Source organism: Rhodanobacter sp. LX-99 (assembly GCF_018599185.1).
Classification (GTDB): Bacteria; Pseudomonadota; Gammaproteobacteria; order Xanthomonadales; family Rhodanobacteraceae; genus Rhodanobacter.
The window spans coordinates 548,487-572,309 of record NZ_JAHFVL010000003.1 but is presented as its reverse complement, the minus strand read 5'-3'; the positions used below and the strand labels follow the sequence as shown (position 1 = coordinate 572,309).

20 protein-coding genes and 2 pseudogenes are annotated in these 23,823 nt (G+C 58.3%); 11 read left to right on the top strand and 11 right to left on the bottom strand.

What is annotated here, in order from left to right:
• Positions 1–115 precede the first annotated feature (115 nt).
• The 10 genes from KK131_RS16615 to KK131_RS16570 all read left to right on the top strand — a co-directional run bounded on the left by KK131_RS16615 (position 116) and on the right by KK131_RS16570 (position 11,933).
• Positions 116–862 (top strand): ABC transporter permease, encoded by a 747-nt coding sequence (locus tag KK131_RS16615; protein ID WP_214557823.1) that lies wholly within the window; start codon positions 116–118, stop codon positions 860–862.
• The gene (locus tag KK131_RS16610; RefSeq protein ID WP_214557822.1) at positions 852–2,264 is read left to right on the top strand and encodes an ABC transporter ATP-binding protein; all 1,413 of its coding nucleotides are present in this window, start codon (positions 852–854) and stop codon (positions 2,262–2,264) included. Before KK131_RS16615 ends, KK131_RS16610 begins: the two co-directional genes overlap by 11 nt.
• Positions 2,264–5,602 carry a glycosyltransferase gene (locus KK131_RS16605; RefSeq protein ID WP_214557821.1) on the top strand — a complete coding sequence of 1,113 codons (3,339 nt, stop codon included), beginning with the start codon at positions 2,264–2,266 and terminating at the stop codon, positions 5,600–5,602. The genes KK131_RS16610 and KK131_RS16605 overlap by 1 nt, the downstream gene beginning before the upstream one ends.
• Complete coding sequence (locus tag KK131_RS16600) at positions 5,599–6,627, top strand: dehydrogenase (protein ID WP_214557820.1); 1,029 nt, start codon at positions 5,599–5,601, stop codon at positions 6,625–6,627. The genes KK131_RS16605 and KK131_RS16600 overlap by 4 nt, the downstream gene beginning before the upstream one ends.
• Positions 6,612–7,211 (top strand): D-sedoheptulose 7-phosphate isomerase, encoded by a 600-nt coding sequence (locus KK131_RS16595; RefSeq protein ID WP_214557819.1) that lies wholly within the window; start codon positions 6,612–6,614, stop codon positions 7,209–7,211. Before KK131_RS16600 ends, KK131_RS16595 begins: the two co-directional genes overlap by 16 nt.
• On the top strand, positions 7,198–7,899 hold the full coding sequence (locus KK131_RS16590) for a sugar phosphate nucleotidyltransferase (protein ID WP_214557818.1): 702 nt from the start codon (positions 7,198–7,200) through the stop codon (positions 7,897–7,899). Before KK131_RS16595 ends, KK131_RS16590 begins: the two co-directional genes overlap by 14 nt.
• Before the next feature lies 1 nt (position 7,900).
• Positions 7,901–8,506: an HAD family hydrolase gene (locus KK131_RS16585; protein ID WP_214557817.1), complete on the top strand. Its 606-nt coding sequence runs from the start codon at positions 7,901–7,903 to the stop codon at positions 8,504–8,506.
• 18 nt (positions 8,507–8,524) lie between these two features.
• The gene (locus KK131_RS16580; RefSeq protein WP_214557816.1) at positions 8,525–9,277 is read left to right on the top strand and encodes a methyltransferase domain-containing protein; all 753 of its coding nucleotides are present in this window, start codon (positions 8,525–8,527) and stop codon (positions 9,275–9,277) included.
• A 362-nt stretch (positions 9,278–9,639) separates the two neighbouring features.
• On the top strand, positions 9,640–11,208 hold the full coding sequence (locus tag KK131_RS16575; protein WP_214557815.1) for a hypothetical protein: 1,569 nt from the start codon (positions 9,640–9,642) through the stop codon (positions 11,206–11,208).
• A 92-nt stretch (positions 11,209–11,300) separates the two neighbouring features.
• Positions 11,301–11,933, top strand: coding sequence for a class I SAM-dependent methyltransferase (locus KK131_RS16570; RefSeq protein ID WP_214557814.1), 633 nt, complete (start codon positions 11,301–11,303; stop codon positions 11,931–11,933).
• A 112-nt stretch (positions 11,934–12,045) separates the two neighbouring features.
• Here KK131_RS16570 and KK131_RS16565 read toward each other — a convergent pair whose 3' ends face one another.
• The 3 genes from KK131_RS16565 to KK131_RS16555 are packed head-to-tail and all read right to left on the bottom strand — an operon-like array spanning position 12,046 to position 14,245.
• Positions 12,046–12,765 (bottom strand): class I SAM-dependent methyltransferase, encoded by a 720-nt coding sequence (locus KK131_RS16565; protein WP_214557813.1) that lies wholly within the window; start codon positions 12,763–12,765, stop codon positions 12,046–12,048.
• A 29-nt stretch (positions 12,766–12,794) separates the two neighbouring features.
• Positions 12,795–13,259 (bottom strand): GtrA family protein, encoded by a 465-nt coding sequence (locus KK131_RS16560; protein ID WP_214557812.1) that lies wholly within the window; start codon positions 13,257–13,259, stop codon positions 12,795–12,797.
• A complete protein-coding gene (locus tag KK131_RS16555) occupies positions 13,256–14,245 on the bottom strand; it encodes a glycosyltransferase family 2 protein (RefSeq protein WP_214557811.1) in 990 nt (329 codons plus the stop codon). Before KK131_RS16555 ends, KK131_RS16560 begins: the two co-directional genes overlap by 4 nt.
• A gap of 155 nt (positions 14,246–14,400) precedes the next feature.
• Between KK131_RS16555 and KK131_RS17695 the strand changes: the two are divergent.
• Positions 14,401–14,536: pseudogene (locus KK131_RS17695) on the top strand (integrase core domain-containing protein); the annotation flags it as partial.
• A gap of 14 nt (positions 14,537–14,550) precedes the next feature.
• On the opposite strand, the pseudogene KK131_RS17690 reads toward KK131_RS17695, so the two are convergent.
• The 8 genes and pseudogenes from KK131_RS17690 to KK131_RS16520 all read right to left on the bottom strand — a co-directional run.
• Positions 14,551–14,784: pseudogene (locus tag KK131_RS17690) on the bottom strand (integrase core domain-containing protein); the annotation flags it as partial.
• Positions 14,785–15,191: 407 nt separating this feature from the next.
• On the bottom strand, positions 15,192–17,189 hold the full coding sequence (locus KK131_RS16550; protein WP_214557810.1) for a hypothetical protein: 1,998 nt from the start codon (positions 17,187–17,189) through the stop codon (positions 15,192–15,194).
• A gap of 4 nt (positions 17,190–17,193) precedes the next feature.
• Positions 17,194–18,168 (bottom strand): glycosyltransferase family 2 protein, encoded by a 975-nt coding sequence (locus tag KK131_RS16545; RefSeq protein WP_214557809.1) that lies wholly within the window; start codon positions 18,166–18,168, stop codon positions 17,194–17,196.
• A 204-nt stretch (positions 18,169–18,372) separates the two neighbouring features.
• Positions 18,373–19,326 carry a lysylphosphatidylglycerol synthase domain-containing protein gene (locus tag KK131_RS16540; RefSeq protein WP_214557808.1) on the bottom strand — a complete coding sequence of 318 codons (954 nt, stop codon included), beginning with the start codon at positions 19,324–19,326 and terminating at the stop codon, positions 18,373–18,375.
• Positions 19,327–19,524: 198 nt separating this feature from the next.
• Positions 19,525–20,451, bottom strand: a complete 927-nt coding sequence (locus KK131_RS16535; protein ID WP_214557807.1) for an NAD-dependent epimerase/dehydratase family protein — start codon at positions 20,449–20,451, stop codon at positions 19,525–19,527.
• A complete protein-coding gene (locus KK131_RS16530) occupies positions 20,444–21,565 on the bottom strand; it encodes a glycosyltransferase family 4 protein (protein ID WP_214557806.1) in 1,122 nt (373 codons plus the stop codon). Before KK131_RS16530 ends, KK131_RS16535 begins: the two co-directional genes overlap by 8 nt.
• Positions 21,566–21,792: 227 nt before the next feature.
• Entirely contained in the window at positions 21,793–22,530 is a 738-nt protein-coding gene (locus tag KK131_RS16525) for a class I SAM-dependent methyltransferase (RefSeq protein ID WP_214557805.1), read from the bottom strand.
• Positions 22,531–22,809: 279 nt separating this feature from the next.
• On the bottom strand, positions 22,810–23,754 hold the full coding sequence (locus KK131_RS16520) for an FAD-binding protein (RefSeq protein WP_214557804.1): 945 nt from the start codon (positions 23,752–23,754) through the stop codon (positions 22,810–22,812).
• Between the last annotated feature and the right edge of the window lie 69 nt (positions 23,755–23,823).

The following is a 23,823-nucleotide window of genomic DNA, read 5'->3' as shown; positions in this document are numbered from 1 at the left end:
TCGATCGCATGGTTGCGAGCAAGGTTTATCCGAAGTCATGATCTCAGCCTATCGCCTCATAGACCCCCTTTCTCCATACCGGGCGCTGTGTCGTCACTTCGCGTTGGTTGTACAAATGGCCCGACGCGATGTCGTAGGCCGTTATCGCGGATCGTTCATTGGACTGCTCTGGTCATTCTTCAACCCGTTGCTGATGTTGATGATCTACACGTTCGTATTCGGGGTCATCTTCAATTCGCGCTGGAATGCCCAGGTAACGGGCCACTTCGAGTTCGCGATCATCCTGTTCGCGGGATTGAACATCAACTCGATGTTCGCGGAATGCGCCAATCGGGCGCCAACGTTGATTGTGGAAAACACGAATTTCGTCAAGAAAGTCGTGTTTCCGCTGGAAATATTATCGTGGAGTGCGTTGGGTTCGGCTCTGTTTCACCTGCTGGTTTCGACGGTTGTCCTGCTGATCATCTCGTTGTTCGTGAAGGGCTCCTTGCCATGGACAATTTTCCTTTTTCCGGTAGTGGTCGCATGCTTTTTGCCATTCGTGGCCGGTACCATTTGGCTGCTGGCCTCCCTCGGCGTTTTTCTGCGTGACCTCAAGCAGGCCACCGGCATTATCACCACAGCGCTCATGTTTCTTGCGCCGATCCTGTATCCCAAGGAGTTCATCCCCGAGTCGTATCGCGCCTGGATGTACTTGAATCCGCTGACGGTCATCGTGGAGTCTTCCCAGAATGTCCTCATCTGGGGAAAACCGCCGTCGTGGACTCATCTGGGCCTCTATACCGTGCTGTCGTGCCTGTTTGCGTGGCTTGCCTTTGCATGGTTCGAGCGGAGCAGGAAAGGGTTCGCCGATGTCCTCTGACGATTTCAGCATTTGCGTCGAAGGACTCGGGAAACGCTACGAGATCTATGCGCAACCCGCAGATCGCCTCAAGCAGATGGTTCTGCCGCGCTTTGGGCGCGCGATTGGAAGGGGTGGGCTTGCCTACTTCAAGGAGTTCTGGGCGCTGCGTGGTGTGTCGTTCAATGTCCGGCGCGGCGAAACCATGGGCATCATCGGGCGCAACGGTTCGGGCAAGTCGACCCTGCTGCAGATGGTATGCGGGACACTTCATCCGACCGAAGGTACGGTGGATGTACCCGGGCGAATTGCTGCCTTGCTCGAGCTGGGGGCGGGCTTCAATCCGGAATTCACCGGCAAGGAAAACGTCTACCTGAGCGGCCTGCTTTACGGCATTCCGGAAGGCGAGTTGCGCAAGCGCTACCCGTCGATCGTGGAATTCGCCGATATCGGGGACTTCATCAACCAACCGGTCAAGACGTATTCGAGCGGCATGTACGTACGATTGGCGTTCGCGATTGCGGCCCATGTCGATGCCGATACCCTGGTGATTGACGAGGCGTTGAGCGTTGGCGATGTGCGTTTCACTCAGAAATGCATGCGCTACCTGCGTGAATTCCAGAAGCGTGGCACGCTATTGTTCGTGAGTCATGACACTGGGGCGGTCACTAGTTTGTGCAGTCGGGCCATCTGGCTGGATTCGGGACGAATGGTGATGGACGGCTCCGCACGCGATGTCGTGGAGCGGTACCTGGCTGAGCAGCATGCGGCCGACCGTGCCTCGCTTGGCGAATCGGTGATGGTGCGGGCTCCCATTTCGGCAACGAATGCGGTTGCCGCCGAAGTGTACACGGGAGCCGCCACCCTGCCGGTGGACGTGGTTGATCCGCGCAAGGGCATGTTGAATGGCGAGGCTACGCGGAATCTTGTCGAGATATTCGAGTTCGACCCGACGCGAATCGATAACGAATTCGGTACGGGTGCCGCACATATCAGCGATGTGAAATTGTTGAATGGTAACGGCGAGGTACATCGGCTGACGGCTGGTGGCGAGCTTGCCGACCTGATGATCGAGGCCGAGGTGTCCAAATCTCTGGATGCACCGATCTTTGGGTTTTACGTCAAGGATCGGTTAGGGCAGCGGTTGTTCGGCGACAACACCTACCTCAGCTATCGGGAACAGCCAGTTCAGGCACGAGCAGGTACCCGCCTGCGCGCACATTTCCGATTCCGTATGCCGGTGCTGCCCAGTGGTGATTATTCGGTGGACGTAGCACTTGCCAATGGAACCCAGGAGAACCACACCCAGCAGCACTGGATCCATGACGCGTTTACCTTCAAGGCCAGCGAGAGCACCATGCGGCATGGACTGGTTGGTATCCCGATGCATGCCATCGAGATTGAGCAAGTAGGGCATAGCTAATGGAATTTACCGGCGAGCGCTACGTGCCCACCGAGGCGGGAGAGATTCGGCACGAACACCTGCACCGTTATGCGTGGTGCACGCGCCTGGTCGAAGGCAAGGATGTTCTCGATATTGCCTGTGGCGAGGGTTATGGCAGTGCGATGCTTGCGCGCCGTGCCCGCTCGGTGAGGGGGGTGGACATCGCTGGCGACGCTGTCGCGCATGCCAGTGCGATCTACAAGGGCATCCACAGCCTGGAATTCATGCAGGGTAATGCTGCGGAAATTCCCCTGGGCGACGACAGCGTCGATGTAGTTGTCTCGTTTGAAACCATTGAGCATCATGACCGCCACAAGGAAATGCTCAGCGAGATCCGCCGCGTGCTGCGGCCTGATGGGTTGTTGGTCATTTCCTCGCCGAATCGCGTCGTCTATTCGGAACTTGCCGGGCATCACAACGAATTCCACGTCAAGGAGTTGGACTTTGCAGAGTTCGACGCGGTGCTCAAGGAACAGTTCGATGACGTCAGCTATTTCGGCCAACGACTTGCCGTCGGCTCGTCCATCTTCACGCTGCAAGGCATGGCCACGGTGCAGACAGTTGATGCACTGACGGATACCGGGTCCGAAGTTCTCGAGCGTGCGGCGTCGCTGGCCGATCCCGTCTATTTCATCGCCGTCGCCGGCGCGTTGAACACCGAGCTACGGACAAAGCTGCGTCCATCCGTTCTGTTTTCCGAAGCCGAGGATCTTTACACCCATCATCGTGAAGTGGCGAGGTGGGCCAGTGAACTCGATGCTGAGATGAACGAGTTGCGGGTAGTACACGGACAGTTGGTGGAAGAGCATGAGGCGGTTGCTGCATGGGCGAAATCGCTGGACGCGGAACTGGCGCAGGAGCGCGAGCGATACGGCCAACTGGTCGCGGAACACGATGGTACTGTGACTTGGGCAAAATCGCTGAACGCGGAGCTCACCGCCCTGCAATCGAGCCATGGCGCATTGGCTGACAAGCATGAAGAGGCGAATCGGTTGGTGCATTCGCTTAATGGTGAACTGGCCGACCGCAACACTTTTGTCGCTTCGTTGCAGGACGATCAGTCGCGACTGAAGGCGCGCGCGGAACTGCTGACCGGAGAACTTGCGACGCTACGTCGCGACTATGAATTGATACTGAGCTCACGTTCGTGGAAGCTGACACGACCGTTGCGAGCGACGGGCCGATTGCTGCGCGGAGATTGGCGCGTACTTCGAGGTGCAATCCGGGAGAGATATGCGCACATGGCCGGCCAGTCGGTACGGTCGATGGCGGTTCCGATGACCAAACTGCCAGCCGTGGTTCTGGGCGAGCCCGCAGAATCGCCTGCATCGCTGCGGCAAAGTGTGGCCGAACTGGCGTTCCCGTTCTACAACGAACCGCATGTCACCATCATCATTCCAACCTACGGCAATCTGGCCATCACGATCGCATGCCTGCGTTCGATCGCGGCGCACCCGCCGCAGGTACCTTACGAGGTGCTGATCGCCGAGGATGCTTCGGGTGATCCGGACATCCATGCGCTGGCCGGCGTACCCGGTCTGCGTTTCGAGTCCAATCCGGAAAATCTGGGTTTCCTGCGCTCATGCAACCGTGCTGCTGGGCTGGCACGGGGCCGCTACCTGTATTTTCTCAACAACGACACTGAGGTCACCGAGGGTTGGCTGGACAGCATGTTGGAGTTGTTCGAGCGTTTCCCAGATTGCGGCATGGTTGGCTCCAAGCTGGTTTATCCTGACGGCCGTCTCCAGGAAGCCGGTGGTATCCTGTGGAAGGATGCCAGTGCTTGGAATTACGGGCGTCTGGATGATCCCGCACGCAGTATCTACAACTATGTACGTGAGACGGATTACTGCTCGGGCGCATCATTGCTTATCCCTGCCGAACTGTTCGAGCGGCTGGGCCGCTTCGATGAGCGCTATGTGCCCGCGTATTGCGAGGATTCGGATCTCGCCTTCAAGGTGCGCCAAGCAGGATTGAAGCTCTACTACCAGCCGCGTTCGGTGGTTGTGCATCATGAGGGCGTATCGCACGGCACCGACGTCAACTCCGGCATCAAGGCTTATCAGGTCGAGAACCAGCGACGTTTCTACGAACGTTGGCATGAAGTGCTCAAGCGTGAGCATTTTCCCAATGGCGAAAACGTCTTCCGTGCGCGTGGCCGTACGGGTACGACGCACACCATCCTCATCGTGGACCACTATGTCCCCCAGCCGGATCGTGATGCGGGTTCGCGCACGATGTGGCAGTTCATCCGTATGTTCGTACGCAGGGGTTTTTCGGTGAAGTTCTGGCCCGAAAATCTGTATAACGACCCGGCCTACGCGCCGTTGTTGCAGCAGCATGGTGTCGAAGTCGTTTACGGTGCTGAATATCACCAAGGTTTCGAGCAGTGGATGCAACAGCATGCAGCGGATATCGACGTCGTACTGTTGAGTCGCCCCCATATTGCAGTCAATTTCATCGATGTGGTGCGCAAGTTCAGCAGTGCCCTCCTGCTTTATTACGGTCACGATGTGCATTACCTCCGCATCGAGGATCAGTTGCGGATGCAGCCGGCAGACAAGGTGCTGCGAGCGGAGTGTGACAGGACGAGAAAGCTGGAGCACGAGGTCTGGAAGCGGGTGGACGCCGTCTACTACCCTTCTGTCAGCGAGACGCAGCACGTACGCACATGGTTGGATGAGAATGCACCAAAGGTTCATTCCCACACGATCGCAGCATATGCATTCGATGACTTTCCCGAGCACCCTGATGCGAATCTGGCCAATCGGCACGACCTTGTCTTCGTTGCCGGTTTTGCCCACCCACCGAATGTGGATGCTGCGGAGTGGTTTGTCGGTGAGGTACTTCCCCATATCCGGAGGCACCGCCCGCAGATCCATCTTGATCTGGTCGGATCCAATCCATCCGATGAGGTCAAGGCATTGCATGGCGATGGCGTTACGGTCACGGGTTTCGTCACCGATGAGGAGCTTGCGGCACGTTATGCGAACGCGCGTGTTGTCGTCGCGCCATTACGCTTTGGCGGAGGCATGAAAGGCAAAGTGATCGAAGCCATGCGCTTCGGCGTGCCGTGCGTGACTACGTCGGCCGGGATTCAGGGTCTCGAACAGACCGACGGCTTCCTCGCTGCCGCGGATACTGCTGAGGGTTTTGCAAAGCGGGTCCTGCTCCTGCTCGATGACGATGCCGCCTGGCGCCGCAGCTCCGCCGCGGGGCAGGCTTTCGTGCGTGCCAATTTCACGGAAGAGGCGCAGTGGAACGAGTTCGCGCAGGAGCTTCCATGGCAGGTAGCTGCCGGGGAGCGTACGCCATGATCGTGCGTGCGCGCGCACCCTTGCGGCTAGGCCTCGCCGGCGGCGGTACTGATGTATCGCCTTACTGCGATGTCTACAGCGGCCGCGTGATGAACGTCACCATCGACCGTTATGCGTATGCCATCGTGATGCCAGGCAACGGGCGGGATACCTGTTTTCACGCGCTCGATGTATGCCATGAGGAGACGCATTCCTGTGACGACAACGTCGCAGGCGGTGGGCCTCTGCAATTGCTTAAAGGCGTGTATGCGCGCGTGTCGCGCGATTTTCTTCACGGCGAACAACCATCGCTGACCGTGAAAACATTCTCGGATGCTCCTCCAGGTTCCGGGCTTGGCTCATCCTCGACGATGGTTGTGGCCCTGCTGCAGGCATTCGTCGAGTATTTTTCGCTGCCTCTGGGCGAATACGAGGTGGCGCAGCTCGCCTACGACATCGAGCGCAAGGATTTGGGCTTGGCAGGCGGCAAGCAGGATCAATATGCGGCCACCTTCGGCGGCTTCAACTTCATGGAGTTCTACGCCGACGATCGGGTCATCGTAAATCCGTTGCGCATAAAGGATTGGGTCTGGGCTGAACTCGAGAGTTCACTGGTGTTGTACTTCACCGGTGTTTCGCGTGCCTCGGCCGACATTATCGATCAGCAATCGCGCAATGTAGGCAATAAGAACCAGGCCTCCATCGACGCCATGCATCAGTTGAAGGATGAAGCCATCCAGATGAAGGAATGTATCCTCAAGGGCGACCTTCGCCGGCTGGAGTCGACTCTGCAGGCAGGCTGGGTGGCAAAAAAGAAAACCGCCACCAGCATCAGCAATCCACTGATCGAGCAGGTCGAGAAGGTTGCTTTCGCCAACGGCGCGCGTGCAGCCAAGGTGTCCGGTGCCGGCGGCGGCGGCTTCATGATGTTCCTGTGCAGCCCCGAACAGCGCATCCGTCTGGCCCGCGCATTGCTGGAGCAAGGTGGCAGCATCATGGACTTTCATTTTACGCACCAAGGAGCCACCTCATGGCGGATCATCTGAACGGGTATATCGATACCCAATTCGACAAATCGATCAAACTGCTGCGCGCCATGTCTGTGGATGAGGCTCTGCGGGAGTTGGTATCGCGCGTGGTGGCCCTGTCGGTGGAAGCGCTCAAGCGTGGCAACAAATTGTTGTTTGCCGGTAACGGTGGCAGTGCGGCCGATGCCCAGCATTGGGCAGGGGAGCTGGTCAGCCGGTTCAATTTCGACCGGCCGGGTTTGGCAGCGATTGCACTGACCACGGATACCAGCATCCTCACTGCTATCGGCAATGACTACGGTTATGACTACATATTCGCGCGTCAGATCGAGGCGCTGGGACGTGGCGGTGACCTGCTGTTCGCCATCTCCACCTCCGGCAATTCGAAGAACATCGTGCGCGCCATCAAGGCTGCGCGCGATGCCGGCATCGGCGTGATCGGCTTTACAGGACGGGGTGGTGGCGCAATGGCCGACTTGTGTGATGTCTGCTTCCGCATGCCCTCGGGCGAGACACCGAAGATTCAAGAGGGCCATGAGTTCCTCGGGCATCTGATCTGCGGCTTGATCGAGCACGAGATGTTTGCAGATGCCAAGGGCTAAAGAGGCCATCGTCCTCGCAGGCGGCTTGGGAACACGCCTGCGTAGCGTAGTCACCGATTTGCCCAAGCCGCTGGCATCTGTGGCCGGGCGTCCCTTTCTTGCCCATTTGCTGGATCAGCTGGCGGCGGGCGGTTTGCGTCGGGTGATCCTTGCTACCGGCTATATGGCGGAGAAGATCGAACAGACGATCGGCGCGCGCTGGGCTGGCATGGACATCGCGTATTCACAAGAGCCGGAACCGTTGGGCACGGGTGGAGCGATCCGTCTTGCCGCCGCACTGCTTCAAGGGAATGGCGTGCATTTGGCCAATGGCGATACGTTTCTTCGTTATGACCCAGCCGCGCTTGAACGCATAGTTGGTATAACTGGGGCCACACTAGGCGTCGCGCTAGCCAGAGTCCAAGATGTGGGCCGCTACGGGGCCGTTGATGTTGCTGACGACCGAGTCATTGCTTTCCGTGAAAAAGGCGGCCACGGCCCGGGTCTTGTCAATGCAGGAAGCTATTTCCTGACTGCGGAGGCAGTCGATGGCCTGCCCGGTGATGAGAGCGCCTATTCCTTCGAGAGCCGAGTTCTGTTGCCCAGAGCTTTGGCAGGAGACGTGGCCGCCATGGACGACACCCGCGACTTTATAGATATTGGTGTCCCTGACGATTATGCCCGTGCGCAGCAACTGCTTGGACGATGACATGAGCACCCAGCCGAAGCCAGGCATCTATGCTCCGGGTGGACCGCAACCCGCAATGGGCCAGGCGAGACGCCGTGTTTTGTTTCTGGATCGCGATGGCGTCATCAATGTCGATCACGGATACGTGCACACGATCGAACAAACTGAATGGGTGCCGGGCATTTTTGAACTCTGCGCGGTCGCACGTGACGCAGGGTACGCGCTTGTCGTGGTCACCAATCAGGCAGGCATAGCTCATGGCTACTACAGTGAGTCGGATTTTCTCGATTACACGCGATGGATGCATGAAGAATTTGCAATGCGTAACGTGGGAATTCTTGCCACGATTTATTGCCCGCACCACCCCGAAGCTGGACTGGGCGCTTTACGCATAAAGTGTGATTGTCGCAAACCAGCGCCTGGGATGTTCACGGTCGCCAGCGATCTTTTTAATCTGGCATTGGGGGAATCCGTTATGGTTGGCGACAAGGAAAGTGATCTTCTCGCCGCATCGGTAGCGGGAGTCCCAAGAGGGTTCTTGGTCGATTCAAGTAAGCCGGGGGCGCTCGGCAGAGTCATCGAGTACCTGAGTCGAACAGAAAATCCAATAATGAAACGCGACGCTTGAGCCATGGAGACCGTGCCGGTGAGCAACGAATTCAAGTCCATAATGCAGTGGTTTACGCAGGAGATAGAGCCGGTTCACCCTGTTAGGGACGTACTGGAGCGTTACCATGCGCAACATCCGCGCGCAATCTTTCTTAAAACCCTTCCTGCAAGTGCGGCCATGCTTGATGTGGGTGCGGGTGATGGCGGCCTTGAAGTATTCAGGCATTGGCCAGCCCCGAAACGACTGGATGTAAAGCTGTTCGCATACTCGCTCGAGAAGGGGGCGGCCTTCGATAAATATGATGGGTACGAGCTGGGAAACTGGGATCAACAATTACCGGAATTGGGCGGAAAGAAGTTCGATGCGATCTATTCATCCCACTTCATTGAACATATAAAAGATCGAGGTGCATACGTAAGCTGGTGCGCTTCACGCCTCAAGCCGGGTGGGCGAGTCTATATTGAATGGCCTTCGCATGATTCGCAGTACTGCCCAACAAGCCAGGAGCTTTCGGAGGTAGGCTTCGCGTATATAACTGCTAATTTCCATGATGATCGAACGCACAAGGATCTGCCGAGCAGGACGGACATACTCCATTACCTCGAAGGTGCAGGGCTGATCGTGGATGCGCAAGCCATCATTCGCATGCCTGTCTTCGAAAATGACTTGCTTGCGCACTATCGCGAAACCGGAGATGTGGTGTCGCTACAGTTCGCCTACTGGCTACGAACCGGATGGTGCCAGTTTGTGACTGCTCATGTACCAGAGGTGACTCTTCCGGAGAAGTAATCGTTGAGCGGAATAACCTTTAAGGTTGTGGTGCAGCCAGAGGCTGCGCCAGTTACACACTTGCACGCAGGGCACGAACATGTTCGTCTTTGTAGGCCGATGTCCCCTGCTTTTTGAGTAGGGGCCGGCTTTAGAGCCGCAGTGTCATAGTGGCCGCTCCCGCGGCCAATATCGTGGTGTAGCATAACGTCGTTGCCACGTTTGAACCGCTCATGGCGACTATCACGAAGTGGTTCGACGTAGGGGAGGCAACCCGGATAAGTGCTCCTCAAGTCGAGCCGCCCCGATGTGTATGCGGCTGTGTCAATTTGCTTGGCGATTATGCGTTCGTATAACAACAGGTGGCATGTCCAGTGAGTTTGATGCAGAAAGGCAATCATCGTTTGGCAGCGTTGTCATCAACCCGGAACGTCGCTTGCGTGTTGGCGTGGGTGGTGGCGGTCCTGTTCTTGCTTAACGCACTCTATTTTGTGTTGCGCGCTTCCTCTCCGGTCATTCGCGACGACTCGTGGTATTTTTTGGATGTATTTCTGCGCAAGGCGATCAACGGCAGCCTCGGTCTGGGTGACTTTTTCGTCCGACGTATGGGGGCGGATCACTCGCAGCCACTGTTCAAGCTAGTGCTGCTTTTCGAATGGCGTTACTTTGATCTGGATTTTGTAGTCGGGGCTGTGATCGGCGTGTTCGCTGCCGCGGCCTGCGCGCTGGTTTTTTTTATGGTCATTGTGGCGGAGCAGCGCAATGATCGCGGTGATATTTTTCGCTATCTCGCATGGGCCGCGATTTGTGCAGTACTGTTTACATTAAACGCGGACGCAGCCATCTGGACCTGGCCGCTGGTAGCTCTCGAAAACGTCACCAGCCTGATTATCCTGCTGTTCGTGCTCGTGGTGTGGCACGCTCACCGCACACGGCGTTACGTAGCATTGGTGTTGATCACATTCTTGCTGGGTATTAGCAGTGACGATAGTGCACTGATCGCCGTCATTGCCGTTGTGGTGGCCTTGCTGCTGATGCAACTCCGCGACCCAACGCAGAGGGATCGGTCGACATGGAAGCTTTTGGCCTTCATCGTCGCGTGCACCGTGCTGGTGAGGATCGGCTACATCAATGTACCAATTGTCGGCGGAATGCATGAGGTACCGCTGTCGTCCCGGCTGGGGCTACTGATCCCGCACTTTCAGGACAAGGGTTGGTGGATGTGGGCGGTGTTACCGCTGACGCTGCCAGTATTTTATCGGAGCCCGACACGATTCATCCATGTCGAGGCTTGGCCAACGGTGCAGATAGCGATGGGCGTGCTGTTGTTCGCGGCACATCTATGGTTCTGGCGAACGGCTTTTCGTGGCAAATACAATCGCGCGGTTTTCGTTGCGGCGTGCCTGATGCTGGTTTCATACGGGTGGGTGGCCGGCATCATCCTGGGCCGTGTAGCGACTGCCGGCAACGACTATCTGAATCAGCCGCGTTACGTTTTACTGTACGGGGGGCATCTAATCGCGTTACTGCTCATGTGGGCGGGTTCGATCAACGGAACGCTTCAACCCTCCTCTCGACAGCACATTCTGGGCATGTGGTTGCCAACGGCCGGATGCGTGGTGCTGCTTGCTGGGCAAATTCTCATGTCGAGGCACGAATGGCAGGTGCGGCCTTACCTGGTGGCCTACTACGCCAGCATGGCGCACCAGGTCGACGACCTAACCAGGAATCCCGAACATGTCCGGACGTGCGCACCGGAATTGCCAGTGTGTCGTTGGCCGCTCGCGAAACGCCGGGAGCTCACTCAACTACTGAGTCAAAATCGGCTCAACGTGTTCTCGCCGAAGGTACAGCGGCGGCATCGGTATCTGCCGGCGTTGATGCCCGTGGCTGCTGAGCCGGTACTGTCAGGGTACAAGGCCGGCAATGATGGTAAAAAGAAAAGCGATTGAATGCGTGGCCTGCATCCAGATCGAACGTATCGCATGGGTACCGGTTGAAGGAGAGTGTCCAAGGCAGCGCCCCAGATGCAGGAGGAACTTCCGTGCAAGACGATCGTGGCATCAAGCACATTTTCACGTTTCCCTGGGTCTACAACGTTTTTCAGGATCTTGTCGGTGCCACGAAGGCGCGAAGATGGGTCAGCGAGCGTTTCTGGCAAGCCCGGGCAGGCCAAAAGGTCGTAGATATCGGCTGTGGCCCGGGTAGCATCGTGCATTTACTTCCGGCGGGCGTGAAGTATGTCGGTTTCGACATCAGCGACGAATACATTTCGAGTGCGCGTGTGAAATTCGCGGGCGATCCAGACAAGATGTTCCTGGTAGGAGTAGCCGAAGACTATGTTGACCATCTCCCCGCGCAGATGCAGGGGGCTGATTTGGTCGTCATCAACGGATTGCTGCATCATCTCGACGACAACGAGGCCTTGATTGCGCTGAAACTTGCGCGCGCGTCATTGGCGCCCAGTGGCAGGTTGGTCTGTCTGGAGGCCTGCTTTCTGATCAGCCAAGCTCCGCTGGCTCACTGGGTGCTCAAGCAGGATCGCGGGAGGAACGTCCGTACCGAGCCGGAATGGAAAGCCCTGGTTGCAAAAGTGTTCGAGAAGTCAGAAAGCTATATTTTGACAGGACTGCTGCGTATTCCCTACACGTTGATCGTCATCGAGGCGAAGCTCTAACCGGGCGCGCATCGCACGGTGTGCTGCGCGTCAATACACGAACACCGGGTAAATCCGTCGGCGTTCGTCGCCGTCGAGGTTGTCGCGTTTATCGAGCGCATGCACGCGCTCATCAGGCGCAAACCCGGCTGGCGGTGCCGTGAACGACGTATTGTGCGCCAAACGGTATCCAGCCCATGGCCGGTTCGAGTGGACGCAGGAAGGAGAGTGGGCGCGGGAAGAACACGATGTACCGGCAACAAATGCTATCGAATTCCGCGTGCCGGACCAGGCCGAGCAATTCAGAACGCGGTAGCAGTATCGCGTCTTCATCGAAGGGGCAATCCCGAACCGTCTTCAGTGTCAGCGGATTGAGCATGTTGTGCTCGAAGACGAAAACGTGACCGCCTGGCTTCAATACCCGCCTGATCTCGCTCATCCAGTGTGTACGCTCGGCAGGCGGAATGTGGTGAAAAACACAGGCTGCCATGACGACGTCAAAGCTCTCGTTCTCGTGCGGAAGGCGAGCGTTTTCGATGGTACGGAATGTTGCCTGGCGGGCATGGGATTCGGTGGCAAGTCGGATGCTTTCGCCTGACAGATCGGCACCCTGCAGCGACGCTGCAGGAAACGCCCGGCGCAGGTGATCAATGGTATTGCCGACGCCGCAGCCAAAATCGAGAATTGAAAACGAGCCAGCGCAGACGCCATCCCCGAGCCATGCGGCCATGTACGTGGTTTTGTACGCCGCAAAAAAAGCGGGATCCTCACCGCTGACTCGTATGCTGGCGCGATGAAGATCAGTGTATCCCTTGGCATACTGGTCGAACTCGGGTTTGACTGACTTGTTCATCGTGATTCCGTCGAGATATCGAACAATGCTTAATTCGTACGAATGATGGTTCGCGACGCCAGGAATGTAGCCGGTATGGTGAGCACGGCGACGGCCAGTGGCGCAAACTGCTGGGGCATGTGCACCAGCTCGACCAGAATCCTGAGCAGGATCAAGCCCAGCAGGAATTGTAAAAGATATACCAGTGGGTAACGCAGTGCTGAGCGCCAACGCATGGGCTGGCGGAACACGTAGAGCGCGCCGAATACATACGACACGACGATGCCCAGGACATACGCGATGGCGTATGCCACCTCGTAGCGGAACCAGTGCAGCAGTATCAGATAGCTGCCATAGCCAACGGCGACATTCAATATCCCTCCGACTAGGAAGCGCAGCATCTCGCCTGCCCGTGCGCGGTTCGAGGATGAGCGACGGAGATTGGACAACGTAATCTTCAAAGGACGGTAGATCATTTCATCGGCTGGCGTTGGGGCGGAGGTGATGGGGTTCAAGGTTTTGGCTGCTGGTTTCTCGTGTCGCAGTCCACTACATACACCGGCCGTCGGAATGTTGCCCCCATCAGTCGGCCCACGTATTCGCCGACCACGCCAAGTATCAGCAGTTGGATGCCGCAGGCGAACAGCATCACGGACATCAGCGAGGCGTAACCTGGATCGATGATGCTGCCGCTCAGCTTGCCGTAGATGACATAAAGCAGATACAGAAAGCTGAGGGACGCCAGTCCGGCGCCGCTGAACGTGGCGATGCGCAGTGGCAGATAGGAGAAGGTGACGAAGATGTTGGCTGCACGTGAAAGGAGCTTGTGTATGGTGTAAGTACTCTCACCATGCTGTCGCTGTTCATGCGGTACGCTGACGCTGCGTGCCGACGAGGTCAGCCAGGACAGCATGCCGTCTATGTAGGGGCGGTTGAAACCGAAGCGATCGAGCTGTTTGGCCAACGGGGCGTGGATAGCGCGAAACGAGCAGTAGTCCTCGTTGAGGTCGGGGAACGCGCGCTTGAGCATGCGGCGCATCAGTTCCGAGCTCAGGTTGCGATAGGTCGCATGGGTACGCTTCTCGAAGACGCCGTATACCAACGGGTGATCGTCGTCGCCGGTGGCTAGCAAGGTGGGAACGGATTCGGGCGGATGTTCAAGGTCGTCATCCATTGTGACGACCCATTTTCCGCGAGCGTATGAGATGCCGCAGATGGTAGCCGCGTGTTGGCCAAAATTCCGGCCAAGGCGCAGGCCGCGCAACTGTGGATACTGGGCGGCAACCGCACTGATGGCGCTCCAGGCTTCGGCCTGGCCGCGATCGTCGACCAGGATCACTTCGTAATCGAGTCCGGCCCTACGCATCACTGCATCCAGACGGCTACACAGTTCAGGCAAGGCGGCGCTGCCACCATACACCGGCACCACGATGGAAACGTCCAGAGTGAAATTGGTCGCAATCTGGTCAGGCACATCGTCGTTCATTTTGAAGTCGTCCATGCAATGCTTGCCGCTGTAGGCTGGGTGTCGCTAATGTCACGGTACCGGTCCGCGGCATAATACTTGTTACGGCACGCGCGATGTAATCGTCATTCAGATCGATGCCTAGCCTGGCGCTCACGCTTTCGATCGCAGTGGTTTCGATGAGCATAGGTGAGGATGTGCGCGAGGCAGCTTACTGGTGGATAATCGACTACAACGGACTGCGTCCTCACATCACTCGGTAACCTGACGCCCGCTGAGTACCGCCAACAGGTCGCCAGTGGTTCTACTTTTGAAGTGTCCGCTTGACGGGGGAGCTTACGGGCGGGCGTCAGCCCGTCGAGGCAATCATAGGAGATCCCGTCTGTTGTAGTCGGCAATCCATCGCTCGGCCTGCTCATACACTTCGGTGAGATTGCGGAAGACGTGCATTTCAGGCACGCCGCGCCGGAAGCTTCGTTGAATCGTTCGATGCAACCGCTCTGCATCGACCGGCCTGGCTCGATGAAGTCAAGCGCGATGCTTTGCGTACGGCTCGCTCGCGAACCTACGGAGAGTACAGGGGCCTTCTTCATTCGAGGTTTTCTTCGCTCCATCCTCTCAAGAGTTGGAGTCTCCGCGAAAGTCGGGACGGTTCACTTCGCCATCGTCGCAGAGTTTCGATCCGATGCGTATGCAACGGACTTTGGGGATCGAATCTACCTTCGTTGCCGGACAACGATGCCTGTTGCGGGAGTTTTGGCTCAAGCGGCAAGCCTCTTTGTGTCGGCGCCGACGTACTTCTACTATTCGGGATTCGTTGCACGGGCATAACGGGCATTGAGTCTGCAGAGCGAGCTTGATCACAAGAAATGATGGGCCGAGATTTCGGCGCCGTTTGTCGGCGAGAGTGGCGGAACGGCGTCATGAATGCGATCCTGCGGCTTGACTCTCTGCTTTTTCGGCGGTCGACGCTGGTTCGAAATCAAGGCTGTGGTCCTACGAATCCGAGCTCCTTTCCAACTACGCTGAGCGAACGCGGGTCGCGCGTTATGGCAGCGTCAATAAGGTTATCGACTTCGATACGAACATTGACGGGTTGGCTCGGCGTGATGCTGCAGTTGTCTGGAATTGGGAAGATCAGCTTCGACATGTTTCCGGGAATACTGTCCTGGGCCGGTGCGGCGCAGCCATTGAAGCTGACTATGATCTTCGGTGCGCTGTCGTACAAATACGAGGCTTGCGGAAGCGTATAGACAACCAGTTCGAAATGATCGCCCACCGTGGGTGTCAGCAGAACGAGGTTGTCGTCACTGAGCCATCGACCATTGCTACCTTCGGATTCATTGAATCCGTGCATGTAGCTGTAGTTATCGGAGGCATTAATGTAGCGACGAACTTTATCGTGCTGAGGGACGAGTTGTGAGGGTGTCAGTGAGGTGGCTGCCAATAAGGCATAGCTGCCCGGCGATGCTTCGGGTAGCTGGTAGGTCGATCGAACACGCCCAAGATAGTCCGTGGAATCACCCGGTTCCTGCACGAAATAGACCGGCCGTCCGGTTTCCAGGCGCGATACGGGAATGTCATTGAAATCCAGAATGAGCCGCTCCGCGAGAAGGGAGACGGTTGGGGCGGAATACCAGCCGACACCGAAGATGTAGGCGTTCTTCGGGAGCGCTCGCACTTCTTGGACCACGTGTAGGAGCGCGCGATTGTCATCAAGATTTGTGCTGGCGTAGACGAGCGCTCGGGAACCCTTTACCAGCCATACCAGTGGAAGGCTGAGAATTAGGCATGTGATCAATATGGCTGACATCCTGGCCAGTCTGCCGTACGCACGATTACGCCAATCACTGGACCAGGTAGCGACAAACATGATCATCCCGACATTGGCGCAGATCATGCCGTCGATGATGCGCCGGTGCCACGCTTTGGCTGTGGGCGTCACTAGCAGCCACCACGCCATGTAGACGATGGCGATAACTAGGATGGTCAGTGTGCTCCACTTGCCTGCCTGCTTGGGTGAACGCAAAAGCGTTGCTAATCCGGCGAAGCCGAGGAGTACAAGCCATAGGATGGTGGCCCATATGGCAAATCGATAATCCTGACTCAGATGATGCAGGTGCAAACTCAGTTTTCCGAGCAGGCCCGTCGTTGTATCCGTAAGCCCACTTTGGACACCCGCCTGCCGGAAGATTCCCGACGTTTCCTCTGCCCACCAGTTCGCCCAGGCATCGGCGCCACCCAGCGCCACGGCTCTCCATAACTCCATTGCAATCATGGCGAGTGTGCCGCCGGCTGCCAGTGCCCCCGCTCTCTTTACATGCGGCACCCGCTGGCCATTTGCAGGGAATGCCAACTCCAGGATGACGCAAAGGCAGAGGGCACCCGCCCCGATGAGCATCACCGTCTTGGTAATCACGGCCAGCGCGAGAAGCACACCTGCCACGAATGCCGCGGCTAGTGGTCGCTTGCTTCGCTCGTTGTAGAAGATAGTAGTAGCAGTAAAAACCAAGGCAATAGCCGGTATTTCGCCATAGCCGCTGAAACCGAATTCCAGTATTCCAGGCACAACGGCAGCAGTGCAGGCTGCGAAGAGTGCAAGCGTCCGGCTCCCTCTCTGCCTCACCAAGAGAAAGGTGGTTGCCAAGAGTAGGGCGAAGTAGGCGATGTTCACTACTTGTGCTTGCGGAATGGCTATACCCCAAATCTTGAAGACGGCGGCGGCTGGCAGGATGTATGGAGCGCCCGTTTGTATCTCGTGGGGGAAAACGTCGCGCTGCGCGTAGGAGCGGCGATAGCCTTCGCCCTTGGCGATGGAGCTGGCAACTTCCAGATTCATTCCGCCATCGAACGATGGCGCCGAATGAATCGCTACCTTGGCTGTCCCTATAAAAAGCAGGGACAGCAACACTCCAAAAAAAATGGAAGAAATGAGAGAAAGCGCTTTCGCTGAGCGCTCTGAGTCGGTGCCCATATTCATGCCATTAACCATTTTTAATATTTACATGATTACGATCGCTGCTTCCGAATTCCAAGTGCCGGAGACGAATATCGATTCGTTCCAGCAGTTTGCGGTTGGTCGCGATCAGGTCGCCGATTAGCCCCATCATGCTGAACAGCATGCCGAGCGTAATACACAAGGAGGCAAAAATGACCGATTGAACGTGGCCCTCTCCGCCATTGTCGAAATAGAAATAGAGGAACCGGATACCGGCGACTGCCCCGGTGAGAAGAAAGACCGATCCCGCATAGAAGAACAGAGCAAGTGGACGATATATCACGAAAACGCGCAGGATCGTGACCAGCGAGCGCTGGACGTAGCTGCTGATGCTTTTCACCAGGCGCGACGGCCGCAGATCGCCATTCGTACGAATTGGAACAGAGACGATACGCAGATTGCTCTGGCCGGCCTGGATAATGGTTTCCAGCGTATAGGTATAGGCATTGAACACATTGAGGCGCATGGCCGCTTCGCGGGACATCGCGCGGAAGCCACTGGGGGCGTCCGCAACATCGGTCTTGCTGGCCACACGTACCGCCCAACTGCCAAGGCGTTGAAGCTTCTTCTTGATCCAGGAGAAGTGTTCGGTCTGTTCGATCGGTCGGGCACCAATGACGATGTCGGCTTCTTGGGCCAGGATCGGTGCCGTCAGCTTGGGAATATCGGCGCCGCAATACTGATTGTCGGCGTCAGTGTTGACGATGACGTCCGCGCCGAGCCTCAGGCATGCATCGAGGCCGGACATGAAACCCACCGCGAGGCCGCGATTCACCGGGTGGCGCACCACGTGATGGACACCGTTCTGACGAGCGACTTCCGCCGTATTGTCGGTCGAGCCGTCGTCGATGATCAGCCATTCGACCGAATCAAAGCCTTGGACTTCACGTGGCAGCTCCGCCAAGGCGATCGCCAGGGTCTCGGATTCATTGAGGCATGGAATCTGGATGATGAGTTTCATAGTCGTCCTTGGAGCAAGGTTCGCATACGTGTCGGAGTTCGGTCACGTCTCAGATTGTTGGAGTCGTGCGGCACGATAGCATTCGGGCGGTTTGACTCGGGAAGCCTCCAGGTTGCGTGCCGCGTGATCGAAGGCAGCGGCTCTTCTGGGGTTGCTCGGGCGCGATCTCTGCTTGGACGCGCCAAACGAGCGAGCCTTCCCATATCAACCATTGCGCTGCCGAAACATGACCACACTCCCCCAGATAAAGTTGACCAGGTCCCCGAGGGTGGTGGCTATGCGCAGTGCGACAACAAGCAGGACCACTTCCACGGGGGGCAGCACCCCGCTGAGCCAGGCGCTCAACATGGCTTCTCGGATACCAAGGCCGGCCGGTGCACCGGGGGCGACAAAGCCGAGGATCCAGCTGCTGGCGAATGCGCCGATGAAGAACACCGGGCCAGGCATCAACGCGCCAGCAGGCGTCAACGAACCGGCAACCAGCCAGAGGCCATAGCCAATCATGACGAAGCTGCTCGCATACAGCGCGTAGCAGCTACCGACCGTTGCCGGATCGAGGTGCAATCTTGCCGGCGCGGCTATGACTTCTTTGGGTGAGGGGTTTCGCAAGCGGGTCACCCAGATGGCAATGCGCGGCGCAAGCAGCAATGCGGCCAGTGCGCCTAAAGTCACCACAATCAGCAACGGCACCCGGTACTGGGTTATTTGCAGCTGCAGCAGCGCGGCTGGAGGTGCCCACAGCAGGGTGAGCGCGCCAATGTGCGCGCTGGCGACCAGCGCCAGCAGGAGTTCGTAGGCTACGGAGAGAAGTGCCGGCGACATCTGCACGCCCGTGCCGCGTGCCAATGCGATGCGTCCTATGTGCTGGGCTACATTGCCAGGGAGGTATTTGCCGAACTGAGTGGTGGCCAGGATAGGTAGCAGGCGTGCAAGCCCGGCAGGCTGTTGCATGGCTCGCAACAGCCTGGCCCAGGCGAGAGCCGTTGTCAGAATGGACAGAGTGTAGAGCAGGGTAAGGCAACCCGTGGCAACAAGTACCCTACTGTCGAGCAGCGCGGATAGATCCTTGCCAGCCAAGGCGCGATGCGCATAGACCACGAAATAGCCGCCGGCCACGAGTGCCAGCAGGAGGCCAAGGCCTTTCAGTATTCGCTTCATGCTCGGCATATGCCTTTTGCAGATTCCTTGTGCCGTGCCGCTGAGGGTCTGGCAGGATTGCGTCCCGCAGCGTGTGGTTGCGTGTTCCGGCGTGAGCATGGCAAGGGCGGTGACTGCTCACCCGGGCGACGGCACGGAAGGTTGTTCCCGTGCGAGGCGTTCACGAGAAGGTATCCGTTCCCGATGATGCGTTCCATGTCAGGACATGGCACGGCTGATCCACTCCCATGTCTGTGTCAGGCCTTCTTTCAGGGACGTCTGATGGTGCCAGCCGTAGACTTTTGCCGCATGTGCAGCGTCCATGGCTATGCACGATGCGTCTACAGCTCTGCGGGCATCGTAGCTGCGATGCAATGGCTTGCCTGTAGCCGCTTCCATGACGTCGAAGAGCTCGTTGAGGCTGATGCTGGTGCCGCTGCAGACATTGAAGATCCCCGTGCCTTTGGGCATGGAAGTATCGAGAATCATGGTGCAGAGTCGGACCAGATCATCGATATAGACATAGTCGCGACGGACGGATCCGTCGCCCCATACGTGGAGTGTCTCGTTGCGCAGAATTTTGCCAAAGGCGGCCGGAATAACGCCGAAACCTGGGCGTTCGGGCTGGCCTGGCCCATAGATGTTCGAAGGGCGCAGGATGGTGGCCTTGCCGTCGAACTGGTCGCACCAGGCAGAGATGAGGTGTTCCGAAGCGAGCTTGGCTGCGCCGTGATACGAGCGCGGGTGGACACGCGCGCTTTCGTCGGATGCCAAACCGGAGGCATCCGCGTAGAGCGAACCTCCGGAGGACATGTACAAAAGCTCCACGCCAGGGTGATTCTGGAGTGCCTGCAGCAAGGAAGCGGTAACGTACAGGTTGGTATTCACCTCCTGCAGCGGCTGCGCCGCGGACGTGCCCGGCGTGGATGTCGAAGCAAGATGCACGACGGTATGGCTGCGTGTGAGCAAAGAGGTGAAGGCTTCCGGTTCCCGGAATTCGCCGACTACCGATTCAACCAGGGGATGCTTGAATCCCGGCGTGCTGCGGTTGACGGTGATGACCGGCTTGCCCTTCAGGGCCAAGGTTCGTGTCAGGCTGCGCCCGACAAAACCGCCTCCGCCGAGAATGAGTACCGCCTTAGTCATCTTTCCTTCCCTCAAGCAGGCGCGTATAGATGCGCCGATAACGATTTGCGCAGTCGTCCCACGTACCGAGTTCCTCGGTCACACGATGGCGCGCCGCTTCCCCGAAGCAACGATTGATGGCCTCGTCCTCCAACATACTCAGTGCTTTGCCGTAGGTTTCCTCGGAGTCGCACAGCAGGCCTGTCTCTCCGTCGACGACGACGGTGGCATGCGCCGGCATACGGGAGGCAATGATCGGCAGGCCTGCAGCCATGGCTTCCAGCATCACCTGTGGCCGTCCTTCGGCGTGGCGGCTCAACGTTACCAGTCCGCAAGCGTGAGGAAACCATTCTTCGGCCAATTGCGCCGGCGCGGCGGGGCCGTGGTAGTGCACCCAATCGGGCACATCGATGTCCTGCTCCATGGGCCCGAACAAGTGCAGCTCACGCGTACCGTCCTTGAAGAGCGGGTATGACCAGTCAAACAGCGGCCCGAGCTTGTCCATGGTAAGACGCGCAACCACGATCCAGCGCTTGGGATGATTGGCGACCGGTGTGCGATCTATGGCGTACCAGACCGGGTCGATGCCGAACGAAACGGGACAGATCTCGGCGACATCGCCGAATGCATGTTGCAGGGGATCGCGCATCCACTCGGCGTTCGGGCAGATGGCCACCTTGCGCCCGCGCATCATCCTGCGAAGCAGGGGGCGCATGAATGGCAACCTGAGCAGCCTCAGGTCATTGCCCAGCACGGTTATGAGGGCGGGCTTGCCGTCGCGTGGCAGTGGCAGCGCGGACTGCAGCCAGTTGACGTGGTAGATGTCCGTATCCGGGTGCCTTCGATAGGCTGCTGCGAGCAGGAGTAGCAGCTTGATCGGTGCGAGCAGCGCCCGGATGCCGCCGCTCCGCATCATGTGCGAGATGCCGCCAAGGTCGACGAGCTTTCCAAGCCACTGCGCTTCCGCTGGAGTGGAGGCCTTGATGACTCCCTCGGGAAGTTCACCGGGTGGTGCCCACACGGCCAGTTCGATGGAAGGTGCGCGCGCCAGCGCGTAAACCATGTTTCTGATGAATACGCCACGCCAACCGGCGGCATCGCGTGGGTACATGGTGCTGACCAGAAATACGCGCATTACTTCAGTCCGTCGCCGATTTGAGCTTCAGCGCAGCGAGGAAATCGATTGAGCATGAATGACATCTGATTTGTATCCAACGTGGAATCCATATGGCTCAAGTCACGCATGGCATGGTGTATGAAACGGCATTCATGTCTGACAGCCGGACAGGGTGGCATTGTGCCGGCTGCCGCATGGTTTTTCGAAAGGCAATCGGGCTGCGGCAGCAAGCTGTCGCAGTTGGACTATGCCTGGTCCGGGGTAGTGACGGCCGGTTCACACGGCTTGCGCACTTCCAGATGGTGTCCGGTGGAAATGTTGTCCCAGTCAGGCCAGGCCAATGACAGGAGCCAAGTGGCCACATTGGTGGTAAAAATCGCGACCAGGGCCACCGGCAGCAGAATCGCCTTCAGGACTCCGCGCCTCGTATCTACCCCACCGGCGATTGCCAGGCACATAACCAGGCCGGCTGCACGTATCGCATGACCGGATCGATGCAGATCCGTAACTTCCAGTTTGGCGCGCGCCATGTCTCTGCGCAGGCCGAATTCGGTATAGCGTTGGAAATCGAAGGGTTCGTTGTGCACGGGGTAGAGGAATGGCATGGAAATCCAGGCGCGACCGCCTGGCTTCAATACGCGTGCTATTTCCTTGACCGCCAGAGCAGGATCCGGAACGTGCTCAATCACCTCGAGACAGACGACGCCATCGACGCAAGCATCAGCGACAGGGAGATGGCAGGCATCGGCGAAAATATCCGGTCTTGCGTTGTAAAACTCATTGCCGGTTGCCGGATAATCCAGTGCGATGTAACTCGCTGTTTCAGGCAGATGGGCAGCGATCCATCGGTCGGCTGCACCGATGTCGAGAATCACGCCAGTTGCATTTATGAGACCGCCGGGGATCTGGCGTCGGCCTAACAGCCACTGCGGATGTATGGGTGTGCGTCGGAGCAGTCGGGCACAATCGCGTATCACGCCCATCGCCGTGTTGCCTCCAGGCGGATTTGCCCGGCATCTGCTCCACGCAGATCCGACACAATTTGCGTCACCACCGGTTTCCGCAATATGAGCCCTTCTGGTTTCATTGAATTTCCCATCCCTATGCGAACTGGTCATCCATGGTAAACGAACCGCCCGGACCGAGGGATTTCCTCGCCGGTTCAGATAAGACCGCAATGCAAGCGCCGTGTAATGCAGAAAGCCGAGGCCGCATGGCCGTGAGCCTCGATTCCCAGCATCTGGGAGGGCTCATGGCACCACTCAGTTCAGTGCCGCCTCAAGCTCCGGAATGATCTTGAACAGATCCCCCACCAACCCAAAGTCGGCCACTTCGAAGATCGGCGCCTCGCCGTCCTTGTTGATCGCCACGATGGTGCCGGCGTCCTTGATGCCGGTGAGGTGCTGGATGGCGCCGGAGATGCCGATGGCCATGTACAGCTCGGGGGCGATGATCTTGCCAGTCTGGCCGACCTGCAGGTCGCTCGGCACGTAGCCGGCGTCCACCGCGGCGCGCGAGGCGCCGACGGCGGCGCCGATCTTGTCGGCGAACTTGAAGATGATGTCGAAGTTTTCCTTCGAGCCGACGCCACGGCCGCCGGAGACGACCTTGCTGGCGCTCTGCAGGTCGGGGCGATCGCTGCTGCCCTGCTTCAGCTCGACGAAGCGGGTATGCGCAGGCAGAGTCGCGTCGACGGCCAGCGCTTCGACCGGTGCGCTGTTGGCGCCGGTGGCGGCGGCCGGCCACGAGGCCGAGCGGATCGTGGCCACGACGGTGTGGGCGGCGTCGGCTTCGACCGTGATGATTGCGTTGCCGGCGTAGATCGGGCGCTTGAACGTGTGTGCGGCCTCGACGCTTATCACGTCGCTGACCTGGGCCACGCCGAGCAGGGCGGCGACGCGCGGGGCGACGTCCTTGCCGAACGTGGTGGACGGCACGAACACGTGGCTGTAGCCGGCGGCGGCCTTGGCGATCTGCGGCGCCAGCACGGCGGCCAGCGGGTGTGCGTTCTCGGCGCGGGCGACGGTGAGCACGCGGCTCACGCCGTCGATCTTCGCCGCCTCGGCGGCGATCGCGTCGACGCTGTCGGCCAGCACCAGCACGTCGATCGCTTCGCCCTTCACCGCAATGGCGGCGCTCACGGCGCGCGCGGTGGAGGAGTTGAGTTTGCCGCCGAGGTGTTCGGCGATGACCAGGATCTTGCTCATGGCGTTGTCTCTCTCTTGGGCCCTTCTCCCGTCGGGAGAGGGGTTGGGGAGAGGGTTCGGCGGTGCGTG